At 71.1% G+C, this 20,867-nt stretch carries 20 protein-coding genes; 8 read left to right on the top strand and 12 right to left on the bottom strand.

Annotation, left to right across the window (positions count from 1 at the left end):
• Nucleotides 1-91: 91 nt before the first annotated feature.
• Both fabI and ACTMTI_RS19775 read right to left on the bottom strand, forming a co-directional pair.
• A complete protein-coding gene (gene fabI / locus ACTMTI_RS19770; protein ID WP_441121872.1) occupies nt 92-856 on the bottom strand; it encodes an enoyl-ACP reductase FabI in 765 nt (254 codons plus the stop codon).
• 1 nt (nt 857) lies between these two features.
• Nucleotides 858-1,553, bottom strand: a complete 696-nt coding sequence (locus tag ACTMTI_RS19775; protein WP_441121873.1) for a beta-ketoacyl-ACP reductase — start codon at nt 1,551-1,553, stop codon at nt 858-860.
• Nucleotides 1,554-1,630: 77 nt separating this feature from the next.
• Here ACTMTI_RS19775 and ACTMTI_RS19780 point away from each other — a divergent pair, with 77 nt between their 5' ends.
• On the top strand, nt 1,631-3,124 hold the full coding sequence (locus ACTMTI_RS19780) for a TldD/PmbA family protein (RefSeq protein WP_441121874.1): 1,494 nt from the start codon (nt 1,631-1,633) through the stop codon (nt 3,122-3,124).
• On the top strand, nt 3,121-4,491 hold the full coding sequence (locus tag ACTMTI_RS19785; RefSeq protein ID WP_441121875.1) for a metallopeptidase TldD-related protein: 1,371 nt from the start codon (nt 3,121-3,123) through the stop codon (nt 4,489-4,491). Before ACTMTI_RS19780 ends, ACTMTI_RS19785 begins: the two co-directional genes overlap by 4 nt.
• 137 nt (nt 4,492-4,628) lie before the next feature.
• Here the strand turns inward: ACTMTI_RS19785 and ACTMTI_RS19790 are convergent, their stop codons facing one another.
• The 3 genes from ACTMTI_RS19790 to ACTMTI_RS19800 form a co-directional block, all read right to left on the bottom strand.
• The gene (locus ACTMTI_RS19790; protein WP_441121876.1) at nt 4,629-5,186 is read right to left on the bottom strand and encodes an arsenate reductase/protein-tyrosine-phosphatase family protein; all 558 of its coding nucleotides are present in this window, start codon (nt 5,184-5,186) and stop codon (nt 4,629-4,631) included.
• A gap of 10 nt (nt 5,187-5,196) precedes the next feature.
• Complete coding sequence (locus ACTMTI_RS19795; RefSeq protein WP_441121877.1) at nt 5,197-6,162, bottom strand: linear amide C-N hydrolase; 966 nt, start codon at nt 6,160-6,162, stop codon at nt 5,197-5,199.
• A 77-nt stretch (nt 6,163-6,239) separates the two neighbouring features.
• Nucleotides 6,240-6,452, bottom strand: coding sequence for a dodecin (locus ACTMTI_RS19800; protein ID WP_138668648.1), 213 nt, complete (start codon nt 6,450-6,452; stop codon nt 6,240-6,242).
• Nucleotides 6,453-6,649: 197 nt separating this feature from the next.
• On the opposite strand from ACTMTI_RS19800, the gene ACTMTI_RS19805 reads away from it, so the two are divergent.
• Nucleotides 6,650-6,967, top strand: coding sequence for a DUF3099 domain-containing protein (locus ACTMTI_RS19805; protein WP_441121878.1), 318 nt, complete (start codon nt 6,650-6,652; stop codon nt 6,965-6,967).
• 314 nt (nt 6,968-7,281) lie between these two features.
• On the opposite strand, the gene ACTMTI_RS19810 is transcribed toward ACTMTI_RS19805, so the two are convergent.
• From ACTMTI_RS19810 to ACTMTI_RS19820, 3 genes are all read right to left on the bottom strand, one after another.
• Nucleotides 7,282-8,229 carry an NTP transferase domain-containing protein gene (locus tag ACTMTI_RS19810; protein WP_441121879.1) on the bottom strand — a complete coding sequence of 316 codons (948 nt, stop codon included), beginning with the start codon at nt 8,227-8,229 and terminating at the stop codon, nt 7,282-7,284.
• A 127-nt stretch (nt 8,230-8,356) separates the two neighbouring features.
• Nucleotides 8,357-9,346, bottom strand: a complete 990-nt coding sequence (moaA, locus tag ACTMTI_RS19815) for a GTP 3',8-cyclase MoaA (RefSeq protein WP_441121880.1) — start codon at nt 9,344-9,346, stop codon at nt 8,357-8,359.
• 147 nt (nt 9,347-9,493) lie between these two features.
• Entirely contained in the window at nt 9,494-9,862 is a 369-nt protein-coding gene (locus ACTMTI_RS19820; protein WP_441121881.1) for a winged helix-turn-helix transcriptional regulator, read from the bottom strand.
• Nucleotides 9,863-9,994: 132 nt separating this feature from the next.
• On the opposite strand from ACTMTI_RS19820, the gene ACTMTI_RS19825 reads away from it, so the two are divergent.
• A complete protein-coding gene (locus ACTMTI_RS19825) occupies nt 9,995-10,642 on the top strand; it encodes an NAD(P)-dependent oxidoreductase (RefSeq protein ID WP_441121882.1) in 648 nt (215 codons plus the stop codon).
• Nucleotides 10,643-10,694: 52 nt separating this feature from the next.
• Here ACTMTI_RS19825 and ACTMTI_RS19830 read toward each other — a convergent pair whose 3' ends face one another.
• The 3 genes from ACTMTI_RS19830 to ACTMTI_RS19840 form a co-directional block, all read right to left on the bottom strand.
• A complete protein-coding gene (locus tag ACTMTI_RS19830; RefSeq protein ID WP_441121883.1) occupies nt 10,695-11,216 on the bottom strand; it encodes a hypothetical protein in 522 nt (173 codons plus the stop codon).
• A gap of 140 nt (nt 11,217-11,356) precedes the next feature.
• Nucleotides 11,357-12,484 (bottom strand): hypothetical protein, encoded by a 1,128-nt coding sequence (locus tag ACTMTI_RS19835; protein ID WP_441121884.1) that lies wholly within the window; start codon nt 12,482-12,484, stop codon nt 11,357-11,359.
• Nucleotides 12,485-12,554: 70 nt separating this feature from the next.
• A complete protein-coding gene (locus ACTMTI_RS19840; RefSeq protein ID WP_441121885.1) occupies nt 12,555-14,393 on the bottom strand; it encodes an AMP-dependent synthetase/ligase in 1,839 nt (612 codons plus the stop codon).
• 130 nt (nt 14,394-14,523) lie between these two features.
• On the opposite strand from ACTMTI_RS19840, the gene ACTMTI_RS19845 reads away from it, so the two are divergent.
• Together ACTMTI_RS19845 and ACTMTI_RS19850 are read left to right on the top strand one after the other, a co-directional pair.
• Complete coding sequence (locus tag ACTMTI_RS19845) at nt 14,524-16,014, top strand: peptide MFS transporter (protein ID WP_441121886.1); 1,491 nt, start codon at nt 14,524-14,526, stop codon at nt 16,012-16,014.
• Nucleotides 16,015-16,023: 9 nt separating this feature from the next.
• Entirely contained in the window at nt 16,024-16,632 is a 609-nt protein-coding gene (locus tag ACTMTI_RS19850) for a trimeric intracellular cation channel family protein (RefSeq protein WP_441121887.1), read from the top strand.
• Between the two features lie 57 nt (nt 16,633-16,689).
• Here ACTMTI_RS19850 and yczR read toward each other — a convergent pair whose 3' ends face one another.
• Entirely contained in the window at nt 16,690-18,333 is a 1,644-nt protein-coding gene (yczR, locus tag ACTMTI_RS19855; protein WP_441121888.1) for a MocR-like transcription factor YczR, read from the bottom strand.
• Between the two features lie 72 nt (nt 18,334-18,405).
• Here yczR and yczE point away from each other — a divergent pair, with 72 nt between their 5' ends.
• A complete protein-coding gene (gene yczE, locus ACTMTI_RS19860; protein ID WP_441121889.1) occupies nt 18,406-19,008 on the top strand; it encodes a membrane protein YczE in 603 nt (200 codons plus the stop codon).
• A gap of 79 nt (nt 19,009-19,087) precedes the next feature.
• Entirely contained in the window at nt 19,088-20,842 is a 1,755-nt protein-coding gene (locus ACTMTI_RS19865) for a glycoside hydrolase family 15 protein (protein ID WP_441121890.1), read from the top strand.
• The last annotated feature ends 25 nt before the right edge of the window (nt 20,843-20,867 follow it).

The raw sequence follows: 20,867 nt of genomic DNA on the forward strand, positions 1-20,867 counted from the left end.
GGCGGCCGGGATGGGTGACCGGGACAGCGCGGCATGTGCTGTGCCGGCCGACGGTCCGGGCCGGGAGCGGCGTCCCGGCCCGGGATGCGGGTCAGGCGCCGATGGCGTGGACGCCGCCGTCCACGTGGACGATCTCGCCGGTCGTGGCGGGGAACCAGTCGGACATGAGGGCGACGCACGCCTTCGCGGCCGGGACCGTGTCGGACAGGTCCCAGCCCAGCGGCGCCTTCTCCGGCCAGCTGTCCTCGAACTCCTTGAACCCGGGGATCGACTTGGCCGCCATCGTCCGCAGCGGCCCGGCGGCGACCAGGTTGACGCGGATGTTCTGCTTGCCCAGGTCGCGGGCCAGGTAACGGTTGCACGACTCGAGCCCCGCCTTGGCGACGCCCATCCAGTCGTAGACCGGCCACGCCTTGGAGGCGTCGAAGTCGAGGCCGACGACCGCGCCGCCCTCCTTCATCAGCGGCAGGCAGGCCACGGCGAGCGACTTGAACGAGTACGTCGACACCTGCAGAGCCGTGGCGACGTCCTCCCACGAGGTGTTGAGGAAGTTGCCGCCGAGGGCGCTCTGCGGGGCGAAGCCGATCGAGTGGACGACGCCGTCGAGGCCGTCGACGTGCTCGCCGACCCGGGCGGCCAGAGAATCGAGGTGCTCGGTGTTCTGGACGTCGAGCTCCAGCACCGGCGCCGGCGAGGGCAGCCGCTTGGCGATGCGCTCCACCAGGCTCAGCCGGCCGAAGCCGGTGAGGACGACGGTGGCGCCCTCCTCCTGGGCCAGCTTGGCCACCGAGAACGCGATCGAGGCGTCCGTCAGGACACCGGTCACAAGGATGCGCTTGCCTTCGAGAATTCCCACGTCAGTGCCCCATTCCGAGTCCGCCGTCGACGGGGATCACGGCCCCGGTGATGTAGGAGGCGTCGTCACTGGCCAGGAAGCGCACGACGCGGGCGATCTCCTCGGGGGCCGCCTGCCGCCCGAGGGGGATGTTCGCCACGATCTTGTCGGTGTCGAGATCGGCCGTCATGTCGGTGGCGACGAAACCGGGCGCGACCACGTTGACCGTGATGTTGCGGGAGCCGTATTCGCGGGCCATGGAGCGGGCGAAGCCGACCAGCCCGGCCTTGGAGGCGGCGTAGTTGGCCTGTCCCGCCTGACCGGACAGGCCGACGACGGAGGAGATGAGGATGACGCGGCCGCGCTTGAGCTTCATCATGGGCCGGATGGCCCGCTTGGCCACGCGGTAGGCGCCGGTCAGGTTGGCGTCGATGACGTCGGTGAAGGTGTCCTCCTTCATCATCGCCAGCAGCGTGTCCTTGGTGATGCCGGCGTTGGAGACGAGGACCTCGACCGGTCCTTGCTCGGCCTCCACCTTGTCGAACGCCGCCTCGACCTCGGCCATGCTGGTGACGTCGCAGCGCACGCCGAACAGGCCCTCGGGCGGCTCCCCCGATCGGTAGGTGACCGCGACGGCGTCGCCGGCCGCGGCGAGTTCACGGGCGATCGCGAGGCCGATGCCGCGATTGCCTCCGGTGACGAGTACAGAGCGTGCCATGGCACCAGACGCTATCTGCTACCCGCCGGTATCCGCTTGTCCGGGTGACACAAGATCACGGGGTTAGGATCGTGGACATGCGCCAGATCGATCCCGATTTCCTGGAGCTGCCGCTGCGGCAGCTCGCGGACGCCGCCCTGCAACGCGCTCGCGACCTCGGCGCCGAGCACGCCGACTTCCGGCTCGAACGCGTCAGAGCCGAGACGCTCAGCCTCTATGACACCCGGCTCGAGGGCGCCATGGACGCCGACGACCTCGGCTACGCCGTGCGCGTCGTCAAGGGCGGCACGTGGGGGTTCGCCGCCGGCATCCACCTGACGCCCGAGGCGGCCGCGACGGTGGCCGAACAGGCGGTGCGGGTGGCCGAGGTGAGCGCCCCCATCAACAGGGAGGCCATCGCGCTGGCGCCCGAGCCGGTGCACGCCGAGGCCGTGTGGGTGTCGGCGTACGACGTGGACCCGTTCGAGGTGCCGGCGGCCGACAAGGTGAGCCTGCTGGCGGACTGGTCGGCGGGCCTGATGAAGGGCGCCGACCACGTCTCGGCGCGGCTGCTGCAGGTCAAGGAGCAGAAGTTCTACGCCGACACGGCCGGGACGGTGACCACGCAGCAGCGGGTGCGGGTCCATCCCAAGCTCAACGCGATGAAGGCGCACGAGAGCGGCTTCGACGACATGTCGACGATCGCGCCGCCGGTCGGGCGCGGCTACGAATACCTGACGGGCACCGGCTGGGACTGGGCGGCCGAGCTGGCAAGCCTGCCCGAGCTGCTGGCGGAGAAGCTGGCGGCGCCGTCGGTCGAGGCCGGCGACTACGACCTGGTGATCGACCCGTCCAACCTGTGGCTGACGATCCACGAGTCGATCGGCCACGCCACCGAGCTGGACCGGGCCCTCGGCTACGAGGCGGCGTACGCGGGCACCAGCTTCGCCACGTTCGACCAGCTCGGCGAGCTGGTCTACGGCTCGCCGCTGATGAACGTCACCGGCGACAGGACCGTCACGCACGGCCTGGCCACGATCGGCTACGACGACGAGGGCGTGCAGGGGCAGAGCTTCGACATCGTCAGGGACGGCATCCTGGTGGGCTACCAGCTCGACCGGCGGATGGCGCTGATGAAGGGGTTCGGGCGCTCCAACGGGTGCGCGTTCGCCGACTCGCCGGGGCACATGCCGATCCAGCGCATGGCGAACGTGTCGCTCGCGCCGGCGCCCGGCGGGCCCTCGACCGACGAGCTGATCGCGGGGGTCGAGCGCGGCATCTACATCGTCGGCGACAAGAGCTGGTCGATCGACATGCAGCGTTACAACTTCCAGTTCACCGGCCAGCGGGCGTACAAGATCTCGCATGGCAAGCTCGCCGGGCAGGTCAGGGACTTCGCCTACCAGGCGACGACGACGGACTTCTGGCAGTCGATGGAGGCCGTCGGCGGGCCTGACACGTACGTGCTCGGCGGCGCGTTCAACTGCGGCAAGGGCCAGCCCGGCCAGGTCGCGCCGGTCAGCCATGGATGTCCGTCGGCGCTGTTCAGGGGCGTGCGGATCCTCAACACCGTGCAGGAGGGTGGGAAGTGACTCCCCAGGAGATGGTGGAGAGGGCGCTGGAGCTCTCCCAGAACGACGGCTGCGTGGTGCTCGTGGACGAGGGGTCCACGGCCAACCTGCGCTTCGCGGGCAACACGCTCACCACGAACGGCGTCGCCCGTTCCTCGCAGCTGACCGTGATCTCGATCGCGGGAGAGGGCGTGGGGGTCGTGTCGCGGGCCTCCGTACGCGACGAGCAGCTCGCGGGCGTGGTGGCGGCGGCCGACGCGGCCGCGCGCGAGGCGCAGCCCGCCGAGGACGCCCGCCCGCTCGTCGAGGCCGGTCCGGCGTCCCCCGGCTGGGGCGATCCGATACGCCCGACCGACATCGGGGTCTTCGAGCGGTTCGCGCCCGCGCTCGGCGAGGCGTTCGCCGCGGCGGAGACGGGCGACAGGAAGCTGTACGGCTTCGCCGAGCACTCGCTGACCTCGACCTTCCTCGGCACGTCCACGGGCGCGCGGCTGCGCCACGACCAGCCGACCGGGCGGCTGGAGCTCAACGCCAAGTCGGGCGACCTGAAGCGCTCCGCGTGGACGGGCGTGTCGACGCAGGACTTCACCGACGTCGACGTGGCCGCCCTCGACGCGTCGCTGGCCCAGCGCCTGGAGTGGGCCAAGACCCGGGTGGACCTGCCGGCGGGACGCTACGAGACGCTGCTGCCGCCGAGCGCGGTGGCCGACCTGATGATCTACCTGTTCTGGTCGGCGGGGGCCAGGGACGCGCTGGACGGGCGGTCGGTGTTCGCCAAGCCCGGCGGCGGCACCCGCGTGGGCGAGCAGCTCGCCACGCTGCCGGTGACGTTGTCGAGCGACCCGATGGCGGCGGGCATCGCGTGCGCGCCGTTCGTGACGGCGCACGCCTCCAGCAGGCAGAGCTCGGTGTTCGACAACGGGCTGCCGCTCGGGCCGACCGACTGGATCAAGGACGGGCGGCTGGAGGCGCTGCTGCAGACCCGCTACTCGGCCGAGCTGAGCGGGCTTTCGGCGACGCCGCCGATCGACAACCTGATCATGGCGGGGGCCGAGGGCGGGCGCTCGCTGGAGGAGATGATCGCCTCGACGCGGCGCGGGCTCCTCGTCACCTGCCTGTGGTACATCCGCGGGGTCGACCCGCAGACGCTGCTGGTCACCGGGCTGACCAGGGACGGCGTCTACCTGGTGGAGCACGGCGAGGTCGTGGGCGAGGTGAACAACTTCCGGTTCAACGAGAGCCCGGTGGACCTGCTGGGGCGGCTGACGGAGGTGGGGGCGAGCGAGCGCACGCTGCCCCGGGAGTGGAACGACTACTTCCAGCGCACGGTCATGCCGGCGGTGCGGGTGCCGGACTTCAACATGTCCACGGTCAGCCAGGCCAGCTGACGGGGCGACGGCCGGTGCCCGCCTCCGCGTGCGGGCACCGGCGCCACAGCCCGTTCAACCGGCGCCATGGCCATCGGCTCACGTGCGGACAGCGCGGGTCGCGGGCCGAGCGTCAGGAGGCGGCGGCGCGGGTGGTGTCAGCGGGGGCCCAGGAGGGCGCCCAGCGCGTGGCTGAGGGATTCGCCGAGGCTCTTGGCGCAGGTCTCGTAGCCCTCGGGCGGCCCGCCGTACGGGTCGTACACCTCCAGCGCCCGCCGCTGGTCGCGCCGTTCGGCGGCCGACTGGACGATCGCGCGCGCCCGCTCCACGGTGTCCGACCGGTAGCGCCGTTGCCCGGCCCCGGAGGCGAGCTGGGCGAACTCCGGCAGCGTGAACGTCTTGCGCGCGGCCACCGGGTCGAGGCGGACGGCGACGGCGCGGTGCCCGGCCTCCATCGTCAGCAGCAGGTCCGCGGACCTGACCAGGTCGAGGTCGAGCATCCGGGCCCGGTGCGCCCGCCCGTCGAGGCCGAGCCTGTCCAGCGCGGCCACCGCGTATGGTGCCATCGGGTGGCCGACCAGCGCACGGACTCCCGCGCTGCCCGTCGTCACCGGAAGGGCCGCGGAGTTGAGCATCGCCCCGGCGATCACCTCTGCCATGGCGGACCGGCAGATGTTGGCCGTGCACACCAGCAGAATGCGGAACTCGGCACTCACACCGGCCAATCTAGCCGCTTTGGAGGCGGAGCGTGTGTACGCGTTCCCAGCGCTGTCCGGTGACGAGCCTGGCGGCGCCCGTGTCCAGGTCGTAGACCACTGACCAGCGGGTATGCGGCTGGGCCACCCGCCGCAGCAGCTCCAGCGCGTCGGCCCGGCCGCCCTCGGCCAGCTTCCGGTAGCGGGGGTCGGACAGCCGGGCGGCCCGGTCGGCGCCGGTCATCGAGATGTTGGTCAGGACGCGGTCGTCGATGACGTTCAGCCTGCCGCCGGCGTACTCGACGACCGCGGACCGGCCCGCCCGGTCGGCGATCAGGTAGTGCAGTTGCGGCCCGCCGGTGAAGTCCACGTCGTAGCGGCGCATCAGGGCGATGGCCTCCGGCACGGTGGCGGCCCGGTCGAGCAGCAGCCGGATGATGCGCACGCCGCTCACCGTGACGCGCCCGGGCGTCCTGGCGGGCAGCTGCGCGTCCGGGGCTTGGGCCAGGCCGACGGCCAGTCCCTGGTCGTTCACGCCGTCGAACGGGGCCAGCACGGCATGCGCCAGCCGCCGCCGGTCCTGGGGGTCCGCCAGATCGGGCGGCCCCGGATCGGCGAGCAGGTAGGAGACGTCCACGAGGGAGAGGGAGGCGTGGCCGCCGGGCGGGCGAGCGTGGACGATCATGGCGGGGTTGGGGTCCCAGTCGAAGTTCCTGGCGAACTCCCCCGGCCGGTGGAACAGCGAGCACGCCCACCCGTCGGCCTTCCTGGCGAGCTCGGCGTCGGTGAGCGGGGCCTCGGCGTCGTAGCCGCCGTGGTAGGTCATCTCGTACAGCGGCAGGTCGTCCACCTGGCGCAGGCTGGCGGCCGTACGGGCGGTCTGGTCCGGGCTCTGGCGCAAGAGCCCTTCGGCGGCCGCGGGCGGGCGCTGCGCGGCGCATCCCGCGGTCAGGGTCAGGGCCAGCGCCGCCAGCACCGCTGAAGTACGGCTCCGCATGCCCGCAGTGTGCCGCCCGGCGCCCGCCCTGTCACCCCCGGACTTCCCGGGGCTCCCCGAAGGCCCCGGGACGCGGCTCAGGCGTCTTCCAGGCGGAAGCCCACCTTCAACCCGACCTGGAAGTGAGCGACCTCCCCGGCGTCGATGTAGCCGCGGATCTCGGTCACCTCGAACCAGTCCAGGTGGCGCAGCGTCTGCGAAGCCCGCCTGATGCCGTTGCGGATGGCCTCGTCGACGCTCTCCCCCGAGGTGCCGACGATCTCGGTGACCCGGTACGTGCGATCCGTCATCTCCGTATCCCTCCTTACTCGAAGGCCATGATCGCATGACCCCCGTCCCGGCCGGGGTGCGCCGTCGCGACCCATTCGTCCGAGGTCTACCGTGGAAGATGTCAGCTGCGCCCACCCGAGGGAAAGGGAGGGGGCTTGCGGACACCGTGCAGGCTTTCTCTCCGTCCTGGAGGACGGAGAGTCCCGGGTGAAGGATCATGATGATGGGGTGGCGCAAGAAGCCAGACGTCCACCAGGTCACCGACGCCAAGCCGGCGTTGTCGGTGGACATCCGCAAGCGCGAGATCAGCTACCTCATCAAGATGGGGATCCGCACGATCTGCCTGATCCTGGCGGTCGTGGTGCCGTTGCCGTGGCCGTACCGGCTGCTGTTCATCGCCGCCGCGGTCTTTTTGCCATACATAGCGGTAATCGGCGCCAATGAGAGGGGGAAGGATGCCCCACCTCCTACCTTTCAGAGCCCTGAAGCTAACCAAACCGAGATACCGCTGCATCGACGCGAGATCGGGTCGTGACTAAGTCTTGACGCATCCCACGGGTTGTAGGTGTACGCTTTAGCCAAGCGCTCCGGTCCCCCGTCGGAGTGCTGGTGCCGGCGTTCCGGGCCCCCGTCGGAACGCCGATGAAGCGACGCCGGGTGGTTTGCCCCCGTAACCACCCGGCGTCGCCCTTTTCCTAGGGAATCCGACCCCCCGGACGATCTAGTACGGCGGCGCCCCGCAGTCGGATAGGACTGCTTTCCCGAAATCGTTTACACTCACGCCGCGCCTCATTATTCACAGGAAATCTTCAGGTTCGAGGCACTTGACTTGAAGAGTTCGTTCGAGTGTCAGTCGTCGGTCAGCGTCTCGGCTGTGGCCTGCCCCCAGTTCTTCGCCAATGTGGTCAGTCTCGCCACAGCGTCCTCGGGGGCGCTTCCGGCCCCCTGCGCCAGCCCGAGCAGGTACGCCGTCAGCGGCGCGGCCGGTCTGGCGACGCCGTGGGCGACCTCCTTGGTGAGGTCGAGGATCTGGTCCCGGTCCACCATGGCCGGGTCGATGCCCAGCTCCTTGCAGGCCAGCGCGGTCCATTCGTTGAGCACGTTCATACGAGCCACCTCCAGATCGTCCATTGTGTCGCAGTCGAACCACGGCCGCCCGGGCAGCGCCAGGCGTGCCGCGACGAGCGGCCCGAGCAGGCCCTTGAGCGAGCGTCCCGCGTACGAGCCGAGCGCCGCCTTCAGCGCGGCGGCCGGCCACGCGCCGGCCAGCCACTGCTCGCGACCGCCGTCGTCCACCATCACCGCCCCGCCGGCCGGTCCCGCGGCGGCGACCAGGGCCGTCACATGCGCCGCCGTCAGGAAGGGCAGGTCGCCCGCGAGCAGCGCCACCCAGGGGGCGGTGACGTGCTCCAGGCCGGCCGCGAGCGCGGGCACGGGGCCGCTGCGCGGCGGGTCCTCGCGGGTGAACACGACTCCGGGGATGGCACGGCCGGGGCCGACGACGATCGTGCGGCGGGCGCCGGAGGCTGCGGCGACGACGTTCTCCACCAGGGACCTGGCGCCGACGGTGAGGGCGGGCTTGTCCGCGCCGCCCAGCCGCCGCGCCTCTCCCCCGGCCAGGATCACCGCGTCGTAGACCCTGCGCTCGATCTCGCCTTGGGTGGCCGCCTCGTAGGCCCTGCGCTCGATCTCGCCTTGGGTGGCCGCCTCGTAGGCCCTGCGCTCGATCTCGCCTTGCGTGGCCGCCTCGTAGGCCCTGCGCTCGATCTCGCCCTGGGGCGCCACCTCGTGGATCATACGTCCGTCCTCGGCCCGAGCGGCTGCCTCGCGGGCCCTGTGTCCGTCTCCGGCCGGGGTCGCCGCGTCGGCGGCCCCATGACCGCTCCTGGCCGGGACATCGCGTCAGCGGCCATGTGCGGGCCGCTCAGCCGCCGATGGCGGACATCGGCCGGGCGGGCTGCAGGAAGGACGGGTCGTCGATGCCGTGCCCCGCGCGCTTGCGGGCCACCGCCGCGAGCCACCGCTCCGCCAGCTCGTCATCGGACGCGCCCGCGCGCATGGCGGTCTTCAGGTCGGACTCCTCGGTCGCGAACAGGCAGTTGCGCACCTGGCCGTCGGCGGTGAGCCTGACCCGGTCACAGGCGCCGCAGAACGGGCGGGTCACCGACCCGATCACCCCGACTCTGGCGGGGCCGCCGTCCACGAGGAACCGCTCGGCGGGCGCGCTGCCGCGATCCTCCAGGTCGTCGGCCGTCAGGTCGAACGCGGCGGTCAGCAGGCCGAGGATCTCGTCGGCGGTGACCATCTCGTCGCGGCTCCAGCCGTGCTGGGCGTCGAGCGGCATCTGCTCGATGAAGCGCAGCTCGTAGCCCTGGTCAAGGCACCAGCGCAGCAGCGGCACGGCCTCGTGGTCGTTGACGCCGCGCATCAGCACCGCGTTGACCTTGACCGGGCGCAGACCGGCCGCGTCGGCGGCGGCCAGCCCGGCGATCACGTCGGCGTGCCGGTCGCGGTGCGCGAGCCGCTTGAACGTTTCGCGGTCGAGCGTGTCGAGCGAGACGTTGACCCGATCGAGCCCGGCGGCGGCCAGCGGCTCGGCCAGGCGGGCCAGCCCGATCCCGTTGGTGGTCAGCGAGACCTGCGGCCGGGGCTCCAGCGCGGTGGTGCGGGCCACGATGTCGACCAGCTCGCGCCTCAGGAGCGGCTCGCCGCCGGTGTAGCGGACCTCGGTGATGCCCAGGCGCTCGACCCCGATGGCCACCAGGCGCGCGATCTCATCGGCGGTCAGGAGCTGCGCGTTGGGCAGCCAGTCGAGCCCTTCCGGCGGCATGCAGTACGTACAGCGCAGGTTGCACTTGTCCGTGAGGGACACCCGCAGATCCGTCGCCACCCGTCCGAACGAGTCTCGCAACACGGGGCGTCACCTCCTGTTCGTCCGCCAGGGGCCAGCCTACGACGCGCGCCGGCCCGCTCCCAAAACCGCCTCTACACCGCACGACAACGCTCATCCACCCTAGATCGATTCCGCCGCGGCCCGGTCAAGTGCGACCTCCTTCTCGGGTCAGGGGGCGCTCGCGTGCCAGGTCTCGCGGGCGCGCATCAGCTCGGCCAGATGCCTCCTCGACCATTCGCAGCCCGCGTTCATGGGCTCCAGCAGGCTGCGGCCGAGGTCGGTCAGCTCGTACTCGACGCGTGGCGGGATCTCGTCGAAGGCGGTGCGGGTGAGCAGGCCGTCGCGTTCCATGGCACGCAGGGACGCGGTGAGCACCTTCGGGGTGATGCCGCGCAGGGGCTTCTCGAGCTCGGTGAAGCGCCGCGGCCCCGACTCCAGGCAACGGATGATCTTCGCGGTCCACTTGTCGCCGATGCGGATCGGCGCGGCGACGGGCGGGCAACCGGTGAACATCTCCGGATCGAGCGGGACGGCCATGCCGGACATGGTAGGTGCAAACTCCGCTACCTGCGGCGGAGGTGACTATCGTTGCGGAAAGCGAGGTCTTGCCCTCTACCGTCTGGCGCAGTGGCCGGGGAGGTCCCGGCTGCGGGGAACCGAGGGGCGAGCATGAGCAAGATCGTGGTGTTCGGGGCCGGCGGACGGGCCGGGGCGCGGGTGGTCGCGGAGGCGGCCGAGCGCGGGCACGCGGTGACGGCCGTGGTACGGGATCCCGCGAAATACGGGGATCTGGCGAGCGATTCGGTACAGGTGGTCGCCGGTGACGTGACCCACGCCGGGAGCGTGGCGGAGGTGGCGGCCGGGCACGACGCGGCGATCCAGACGGCGACCCGGATGGACATGTCGTCGGAGGAGTTCTACACGGCGGCCGCCCGCGCCCTGACCGAAGGGCTGGCGCGGGCCGGGGTGTCCCGGCTGGTGGCGGTCGGCATCGGCAGCCTGCTGGAGGTCTCGCCGGGGGTCCGGCTGGTGGACACACCGGGGTTTCCCGCGGACGCACGGGCGTTCTCGCTGGGTCACGCGGCGGAGCTGGAGGTGTTCGAGGAGTCAGGGCTCGACTGGGTGGTGCTCGCGCCGCCGCCCGTGTTCCTCGACGACTCGGCGGCCAGAACCGGGCGGTACCGGTTCGGGGGCGGGCAGGTGCCGCCTTCCGCCGAGGGGGATCCGGTGTTCTCCTTCGCGGACCTGGCGGTGGCGGTGGTGGACGAGGCCGACGACCCGGCACATCACCGCGTCCAGGTCGCGGTGTCGTACTGACCCTGGACATGCCGGACGCCCGGCCGCAAGTGGGCCGGGCGTCCGGATGGTGCTAGCGGCGGTGGCCGATGACCTTGACCCAGTCAGTGCCCTCCGAGGGGGCCAGCCACTTGGCTCCCTCGAAGACCGCGCGCCACGTGCCGGACGTGCGGGCGGGCACCTTGGTGTGGAAGTAGCCCTTGCGGCTGGTCCTGATGGTGTCCACGTACTCCCACTTGCCGCTGCCGTCCGGCTGGAAGAGGATCACGATCCGCTTCCAGCCGAGCCGGTGCCAGCGCTCCGTGTCCTTGCAGTAGTCGGCGTGGTGCACCGAGACGAAGCCGCTGATGTAGTCCTCGTCGCACTGCACGGAGAGCTTGCCCTCGAGGGTGATCGGCCTGCCGCGCCAGGCGGGCTCGGGGTTCGCGTCGAACTGCAGGCTCGTGTGGCCGCCCCCGAAGTCGGGGTCGAGGCTCGGGCCGTCCGCGATCGCGGGTCGCGGTTCGTCCGCGAGCGCGGGTGAGGCCGCGGTCGCCACCACCGTGGCGCCCAGAGCGGCAGCCGCCAGGCCGGCGGCGAGACGTCGCATCTTCAAGTGAGTTTCCTTCCCCGTCTCAGACGCACCCCAAGCCGGGGTACGTCATCAGCCAATGACGCGTAAGGGTAAGGAAAAGTTGCGACAGGATATATCACGATTTCGCAACGCCGTTTCGGTGGACGGCCATCTTTAGTACGTTATTGAGTTATTTGTCGGGATTTCGATACGTCCTGGGAGTAGTGCGCCGTTCCTGGGTAACGGACGCGCCAATAGCCGCCCGTACGCGCCGGGACCGTGCTCACGAACCCGCCCGAGGCGTCCGTCGTCGTCTCACCGACCCGCTCCCAGGCGACGGCCGAATCCGTGCGCCAGAGGATCTCGAGCGGCTGGTTGCCGAACGGGCCGTAGGCGGTCAGGCCTCTTGGGTCGACCCTGGTCAGCGAGCCGCGCAACCGTACCCCGCCTTTGGCCTTGTCCACCTGCACCGACGCGAGCTTGGCCTGCCGCTTGAGCTGGAACGAGGCGTATGCCGTCACTGTCCTTCCGCCCTCGCCCTTCGCGGTGGCGGTGACGGTCCAGGTGCCTGTGGGGTAGTAGCGGTTCAGCCTCTTGTCAGGGAGGAAGCGCCAGGTCTGCCAGCCTCCGGCCATCCGGGCCGGAGCGGGCGCCGCCATGCGCCATACGCTCCACCAGGGCAGGACGGGGACGATGCGGGGCAGTACGCCGGCTTCGGGGCCCCGGGCCGCGGCCACCGGCGCCGTCTCCTGGACCGCGGGCGCCGCGCGCTGGGCCGTCTCCGGGGAGCTCTGGAGCGGTTGCGCCGGCTGGTCAGGGGAGGCGGCCGCGCTGCGTGACGGGGTGAGGGGAACGAGGATGAACGGTGACGTGGAGATCGACGGAGACGCCGAGACCCGCGGTGCCGCGGAGTTCGGCGGTGCCGCGGAGTTCGGCGACGAGGAGGGTGACGCCGGGGGCGTGGGCGAGGGCGACGTTGCCAGTGACGACACGGGTGACGGCGACGGTTCCGGTGTCGGGCCGGCGGACCGGGCCGGCGTGGGCGGGAGCTGGGGCGCGGGCGGCTCGGAGCTCAGCACGGGGCCGGGCGGCGCGCCGGGTTCGACCTTGACGGTGAGGCCGTCCCTGCCTCGTGCCCCCTTGGCGATCACATCGATCACCAGGCGTACGGAGTCGTCCGCACCCACCACGGGTGCCGCGGGACGTACGGTGATGGCTCGAATGGCGAGCTCGCTCGCGGCGGAGGACGAAGGCGCGGACGCCGTGAGCGACCCCGCAGCGAGCGAGACGAGAAGAAGGCTTCTGGTCATGATCGAGACGGTAGGAACCAGCCGGTAATGGCCAGGACCACAACACACGCCCCGAATGGCAAAGCCGGGATCAGCCCAAGTACAGCCCGTCGATGACGTCGGCGTACTTGGCGTGAATGATCCGCCTCTTGAGCTTCAGGCTCGGGGTGAGCTCCTCGGTCTCGGCGGTCCATTCGGTGCCAAGCAGCGCCCACCGCTTCACCTGCTGCACCCTGGCCAGCTTGGCGTTGGCCGCCTCCACCGCCGAGTCGACCTCCTTGAGCACCTCGGGATGCTCGGCCAGCTCGGCGAGTGAGGCGCAGGCGATGCCGCGCGCCTGCGCCCAGCCGGGCGCCACCTCGGCGTCGAGCGTCAGCACGGCCACCGGATGCGGCCGCCGGTCGCCGTAGGCGAGCGCCTGGCCGATCAGCGGGTGCTGCTTGAGGTGGTTCTCGATCTCGGCCGGTGAGATGTTCTCGCCGCCTGCGGTGATGATGAGCTCCTTCTTGCGGTCCACCACCCGGTAGAAGCCGTCCTCGTCGACGGTGCCGATGTCGCCGGTGCGCAGCCAGCCGTCCGCGTCGACGAGCTCCGCGCTGGCCTCGGGGCGGTTGAGGTAGCCGCTGGTGTTGAGCGGGCTGCGGGTGAGGAGCTCGCCGTCCTCGGCGATGCGGATCTCGACGCCGGGCTCGGCCCTGCCCACGGTGCCCAGGCGGTAGCAGGCGGGGCTGTTGCCGGTGAAGGCGCCGGTCGTCTCCGTCATGCCGTACACGTCGATGACCTTGAGCCCGAGGCCGGCGAAGAAGTTCTGCACCTCGTCGGGGAGCGGCGCGGCGCCCGTGGCGGTCCACTCGGCGCGGTCGAAGCCGATCATGCCGCGGATGAGCGCCAGCAGGGAGGCGTCGGCCTGGTCGTAGGCGGCCTGGATCTCGGGGGTGATCGTGCCGCCGTACTGGCCGGCGCGGACGTAGGCCAAACCCGCCTTCATGGCCTCGCGCACGGCGGCCTGTTGCTCTTCCGGCTGGGTGGCGAGGACGGCGAGCAGGCGGCCCATCATCTTCTCCCACACGCGCGGCACGCCGAAGAACATCATCGGCTTGACCTGCCCAAGCGTGGCCCCCAGGTTGGCCAGGTCGGTGCAGAAGTGCACGTGGGAGGCCTTGACCAGCGGCAGGTAGAGGCTGAGGATCCGCTCGGCGATGTGCGCGTACGTCAGATAGGAGATCTGCGTGCCGCGCATGGGCAGCGAGGTGAGCCGGTCGGTGGCCGCGACCTCGTAGAGGACGTTGGTGTGGGTGAGCGGGACGCCCTTGGGCATGCCGGTGGTGCCGGAGGTGTAGAGGACGGTGACCATGTCGCCGGGGGTGACGGCGCGCCAGCGGGCCTCGACCTGGTCCGGATCCGCGGCCAGCCGGGCGCGGCCGAGCTCCAGGAAGTCCGCCCACGTCATGAACCGCTCGTCGCCCGCGGGCGCCCCCTCCAGCATGATGATCTTGCGGAGCGTGTCCAGCCGGTCGAGCACGGGCTGCCAGCGGGCCAGCTCCGCGGGGCCGCCGAGCACGACGTATTTGGCTGCCACGTCGCCGGCCACGAAGGCGATCTGGTCGGGGGCGAACGTCGAGTAGACGGTGCAGCCGACGCCGCCCGCGTGCACCGCGCCCAGGTCGGCCAGCACGTGCTCACTGCGGTTGATCATCATGAGCGCCACGGACTCGCCGGGCTGGAGCCCGAGCTCGGCGAAGGCGGCGGCGATCTCCAGGACCCGCTGCCGCGCCTGCGCGTAGGTCAGCGTGCGCCAGCCGTCGCCGTCGGGATCGGAATAGGCGGGTGCGTCGGGATGCTGCTCGGCCGCCTGTTTGAGCTGCCCGCAGATCGTACGACCGGCGATCTGCCGCTCGATCTTGGCCCGGACCTCGAGGACTTCGGCCATGGCGCGCGCCTCCAGTCAGCGTTCACTTGCATGAGTGGCATGCATCGCACCACACCCGCCGGGTAGCGGCAAGACCTTCTGGAGGAAGAGCTGCATCCCTCGGATGCGCGATGCTGATCGGGGGTCGTCCATGACTGGCCGGGAAAGAACGTTCTTCGGGCATCCTTGGGGCCTGGCCACGCTGTTCGGGACCGAGATGTGGGAGCGGTTCAGCTGGTACGGGCTGCGCGCGATCCTGGCCACGTTCATGGCGGCCTCGCCCGCGCACCGGGGTCTGGGCATGTCGGAGGAGACGGCGCAGGCGGTCGTGGGCGTCTACGGCGCGCTCATCTACCTGGTGGCGCTGCCCGGCGGGTGGATCGCCGACCGGATCCTGGGGGCGCGCAGGTCGGTGTTCTGGGGCGGGTTCGTCATCATGCTGGGGCACATCAGCATGGCGATCCCGGTGGTGTCGCCGGTCTTCGTCTGGCTGGGCCTGCTGCTGATCATCACCGGCACCGGGTTGCTCAAGCCGAACATCTCCGTCATGGTCGGCGGGCTCTACCGCGAGGACGAGGACGGGCGCAGGGACGCCGGGTTCTCGCTGTTCTACCTGGGCGTCAACCTCGGCGCGTTCATCGCGCCCATCGTGGTCGGCTGGCTGGCCACCGGCGACCGCTGGCACCTGGGCTTCAGCGCGGCCGCGGTCGGCATGGCGCTCGGCCTGACCCAGTACGTGTGGGGCGGCCGGGCCCTGCGCGGCGTCGGCGAGCGGCCCGGCCACCGCCTGACCCCGGTGGAACGCCGCCGCTTCGGCACCCTGCTGGCCCTCGGCGTGGCGACGGCGGCGATGGCGATGGGGCTCTGGGCCGCGACGGGCACGCTGACCATCGACCGGCTCACCATCGTGATCACCGTGATCGTGCTGATCGTGCCCGTCGGGTACTTCGCCTACATCATGATGGGCAGCCACAACCTCACCGAGGACGAGCGCGATCGGATGAAGGCCTACATCTGGCTGTTCGTGGCCGCGGCCGTCTTCTGGATGATCTATGACCTGGCGCCGAGCAAGCTGCTGTTCTTCGCCCGCGATCACACCGAGCTGTCGTTGTTCGGCATCCCGATCCAGGCGGCCACGACGCAGTCGTTCAACCCGCTGTTCATCATGATCTTCGTGCCGGTGTTCGCGGCGCTGTGGGTGCGGCTGGGCACGCGGGTGAGCACGCCGCAGAAGTTCGCGTTCGCGCTGGTCACGGTGGGGCTGAGCTTCGTGGTCATGGCGGTCGCGGCCGGGCTGGCGGGGACGGGCAGGGTGTCGGTGTGGTGGCTGGTGCTGGTCTACCTGATCCAGGTGTTCGGCGAGCTGTCGCTCAGCCCGGTCGGGTTGTCGGTGACGGTGAAGCTGGCGCCCGAGGCGTTCAAGGGGCAGATGCTCGGGGTGTGGTTCATCGCGGTGTCGGTGGGTGACGCGGTCGGCGGGCAGACGGGGCGGCTCAACCGGGTGCTGTCGGAGCCCGCGTACTACCTGGTGCTGGCGGTCCTGGCGATCGTGGCGGGGCTGGCGCTGCTGATGTTCACGCGACGGCTGCGGGTGCTGATGGCCGAGCACCACCATGCGGGCGCCACGCCGCCGATCCGGTAGACATGGCTGGTGTCGCAACTCCTGGACCTGGTCGGAATCTTCGTCTTCGCCCTCTCCGGTGCCCTCATGGGCGTGCGCAAGCGGCTCGACGTGGTCGGGATGGGGGTCCTGGCCGAGATGACCGCCCTGGGCGGCGGCGTCGTACGGGATCTGATCCTCAACGTGCGCCCCGCTGCCTTCGAGAGCGTCGGCTACGTCCTGGTGCCGGTGGCGGCGACGGTGATCGTGTTCTTCTGGCATCCGCACGTGGCCCGGGTGATGCCGGCCATCCTCGTGCTGGACGCGGCCGGGCTGGGGCTGTTCTGCGCGGTGGGGACGGAGAAGGCGCTGGAGTACGGGCTGAGCCCGCTGCACGCCGCCCTGCTGGGGGTCACGACGGCGGTCGGTGGGGGGATGCTGCGGGACGTGCTGGCCGGGGAGATCCCGACGCTGCTCTACGACCGGCAGCTGTATGCCGTGCCGGCCATGCTGGGGTCGGCGGCGATGGCGGCTTTGTCGTGGTTCGGGCTGCACGGGTGGCCTGCGACGCTGGCGGCGGCGGTGCTGGCGTTCGGGCTGCGGATCCTGGCGATGCGCCGCAAATGGCGGGCGCCGCTGGCCCGGGGCGTCGGCGAGTGACCTGTGCCGAGCCGCGGAGCGCGTGCGGCCGTCGTGCGGCGGCCGGGATCCATTCGCTCACACCATCGTGATGAGCGAGTCCGCGGGACGGCCCGTCGCGAGGGGCCCGTGGTCGCGGGCGGCGCGGATGCGGCGTACCGCGTCCGTCAGGACCTGGGGCGGCAGGGTGTACGGCAGGCGCACATACCCTTCGAGGGTCCCTTCGAGGCCGAACCAGGGGCCGGGCGCGAGGCGCACACCATGCCCGGCCGCCGCCTCGGTCAGAGACGTGGCGCCGGACCCGGGCGCGTTCGGTGCAGTGCCGGACCCGGGCGCGTTCGGTGCAGTGCCGGACCCGGGCGCGTTCGGTGCAGTGCCGGACCCGGGCGCGTTCGGTGCAGTGCCGGACCCGGGCGCGTTCGGTGCAGTGCCGGACCCGGGCGCGTTCGGTGCAGTGCCGGACCCGGGCGCGTTCGGTGCAGTGCCGGACCCGGGCGCGTTCAGTGCAGTGCCGGATTTGGGGGCGTTCAGGCATACCCAGAGCGTGCCGCCGCCGCGCGGCACCGTGAACGTCCACTCCGGCAGGTGCTCGCGCAGCCCCGACACCAGTGCCTCGCGCGAGGCCCGCAGCGCGCGGCAGCGCTCGGCCCGGGTCTCCTCCAGCCGGTCGAACAGCCGCGACACCACGAGCTGCTCCATCACCGGGCTGGCGATGTCCACGGCGGAGCGGTGCATGGCCAGGCGGCGGGCCAGCGCGGCGGTGGCGCGGATCCAGCCGATGCGCAGGCCGCCCCACCACAGCTTGGACGCCGACCCGATGCTGATCACGCGGCTGTCGGTGTCGAACGCCGCCATGGGCGCCGTCCGCGGCACCTCGTCCAGCGCCAGCTCCGACCAGGTCTCGTCGACCAGCAGCAGCGTGTCCGTACGCCGGGCCGCGCCGACGATGGCGGCGCGCGTGGCGTCGTCCATGAGGGCGCCCGTCGGGTTCTGGAAGTCGGGCATGAGGTAGGCCAGGCGTACTCCTGACTGGCGCATGGCCCCGATCACCAGGTCCGCCTGCCAGCCCTCGTGGGAGATCCCGACCGGGACGATCCGCGCCGCGCGCTGCCGGGCCGCGTCGATGGCGTGCGGGTACGTCGGCGACTCCACGAGCACCGGATCGCCCGCGCCGATGAGCAGGCCGGTCACGAGCTGGATGGCGTGCTGGGAGCCGGTGGTGACGACGATCTGCTCGGGCCTGGTGGCCACTCCCCTGGCGGTGTAGCGGGCGGCGATGCGCTCCCTGAGCTGCGGCAGGCCCATGGGGTCGTAGCCGTTGCCCATGCCGTACCGGGGCAGGTCCTCGACGGCCTCCAGCATCGCCGCCTGGAGGGCGGAGGGCGCGGGCGGGGCGGCGCAGTGGAGCTGGATGAGCCCGTCGCCGTCGGTGCTGAGCCACGGGTTGTCCGCCGTCGTGGCCGGGTCGGGCAGGGCCGTCCAGCTTCCCGAGCCCTGCCGGCTCTCCAGGTAGCCGCGCTCGCGCAGCAGGTCGTACGCCGACGTCACGGTGGTGCGGCTGACCTTGAGCGTTTCGGCCAGGTGGCGTTCGGCGGGCATGCGGACGCGTACCGGGAGCTGGCCGTCCATGATCAGAGCGCGTACGCCGTCCGCGAGCGCGCGGTAGTACGGGCGTGCGGCGGGATCGACCTTGACGAGCCGGGCCACCTGAACTGCCGACATATGCCTCATAAGGCCACTTTTCGCGATTGGCCCTGGTTTGGCAAACCGAAGCCCTGCCACTCTGAGGCCACTATGAGCGAAGCGACCGTCCCCAGAGTGAGTTCCCTTCCCGCCCGGCTCGTCCGGTTGTACGGCGGGCTGGCACTGTACGGCCTCGGCATCGGGCTCCAGGTGGAGTCCGGGCTGGGCAACGACCCGTGGGACGTGTTCCACCAGGGCTTGGGGCTCAGGATGGACGTGTCGATCGGGACGGTCATCATCGGCGTGGGCGCGCTGGTGATGCTGCTGTGGATCCCGCTGAAGCAGAAGCCCGGCGTCGGCACGATCAGCAACGTGGTGTTCCTGGGGCTCTTCGCCGACGCCGCGATCTTCCTGCTGCCCGCGCCGTCGCACCTGGGATTCCAGGCTTCGTACGTGGCGCTGGGCGTCGTCGCGATCGCGCTGGCCACGGTCCTGTACATCGGCGCCGGCATGGGCCCGGGACCTCGGGACGGCATCATGACGGGGCTGGTGCGGCTCGGGCTGTCGGTGCGGCTGGGCCGGTTCCTGATCGAGATCACCGTGCTGGCCGCGGGCTGGCTGCTCGGCGGGACGGTCGGGATAGGGACGCTGGTGTTCGCGCTGGCCATCGGCCCGCTGACGCAGCTGTTCACCCGCTGGTTCCCCCTGACGTGATCCCGTGGCCGGGGCCGGACATGACGCGACGTGCCCGGACCCGGCCCGGGATCGCCCTTGCTGCGAGTAGCGTCTAGGCATGCGGATCGAGGATTACGCCCTGATCGGAGACATGCAGTCGGCCGCGCTGGTGGCCAGGGACGGTTCGATCGACTGGCTCTGCCTGCCCAGGTTCGACTCCCCCTCATGCTTCGCCGCACTGCTCGGCAGCGAACGCAACGGACACTGGTGGCTCGGGCCCACGGGCCGCAAACCCGCCGACCGGCGCCGCTATCGCCCGGACACGCTCATCCTGGAGAGCGAGTGGGACACCCCCACGGGCACCGTCCGCGTGATCGACTTCATGCCGCCCCGCGACCGCAACCCCGACGTCGTGCGCATCGTCGAGGGCGTCTCCGGGACGGTGGAGGTGTCCACGCAGCTCAGGGTCCGCTTCGACTACGGCAGGATCGTGCCGTGGGTGCGCCGCAGCAACGGGCACCTGCAGGCGATCGGCGGGCCCGACTCTGTGTGGCTGCACTCCCCCGTGCCGCTGAAGGGCGGCGACTACGCCCACCGGGCGACGTTCACCGTCAAGGAGGGAGATCGGCTGCCGTTCGTGTTCACGTGGCACCCGTCGCACGAGCCGATGCCGGCGCAGATCGACAGCCACGACCAGCTCGACGAGACCGAGGCCTTCTGGGCGGACTGGGTGTCCAGATGCACCTATGACGGGCCGTACCGGGAGGCTGTGGTCCGGTCGCTGATCACGCTGAAGGCGCTCACGTACGCGCCGACGGGCGGCATCGTGGCCGCCCCCACCACGTCCCTGCCCGAGGACCTGGGCGGGGTGCGCAACTGGGACTACCGGTTCTGCTGGCTGCGGGACGCGACGATGACGCTCGACGCGCTGATCTCGTCGGGATACCTGGAGGAGGCGGCGGACTGGCGTTCGTGGCTGCTGCGGGCGATCGCCGGACGGCCGCAGGACCTGCAGATCATGTACGGCGTCGCGGGCGAACGCCGGCTTCCCGAACTGCGGCTGGACTGGCTCGACGGCTACGAGGACTCGCGCCCGGTGCGCATCGGGAACGAGGCGGTCAAGCAGCTGCAGCTCGACGTGTACGGGGAGGTGATGAACTGCCTGTACGTGTCACGCACCCGCGGGCTCGCGGCCGACGACCGGGCGTGGACCATCCAGCGCGAGCTCCTCGACTACGTGGCCGACCACTGGGACGAGCCCGACGAGGGGCTGTGGGAGGTGCGGGGGCCGCGGCGGCATTTCGTGCATTCGAAGGTGATGTGCTGGGCGGCGCTCGACCGGGCGGTCAAGTACGTCGAGCAGCACGGGCGTACCGGGCCCGTGGACAAATGGCGGAGGCTGCGGGACATCGTCCACGCGGAGATCTGCGAGAAGGGCTACGACCCGCACCGCAACACCTTCACCCAGTCGTACGGCTCGTCGGAGCTGGACGCGGCCCTGCTGATGATCCCCGTCGTCGGGTTCCTGCCCATCGACGACCCCCGGGTGGAGGGGACGGTGGCCGCGATCGAGAAGGAGCTCATGGCGGACGGGTTCGTGCTGCGCTACCCGATCGCGGAGGACAACGACGTGGACGGGCTGCCGGGCGGAGAGGGCGCTTTTCTGGCGTGCAGTTTCTGGCTGGCGGAGGTCATGGCGATGCAGGGGCGGAAGGAGGAGGCGCAGGACCTGTTCAAGCGGCTGCTGGCGTTGCGGAACGATGTGGGGTTGCTGGCGGAGGAATACGACCCACGCTACGGCCGCATGGTCGGCAACTTCCCCCAGGCCTTCAGCCACGTTCCTCTGATCCACGCCGCCCGCGCGCTGTCGTAGGCCGCGGGCTCGCAGGAGGCCGCTC

This window comes from Nonomuraea sp. H19 (genome assembly GCF_052068215.1).
Taxonomy (GTDB): domain Bacteria; phylum Actinomycetota; class Actinomycetes; order Streptosporangiales; family Streptosporangiaceae; genus Nonomuraea.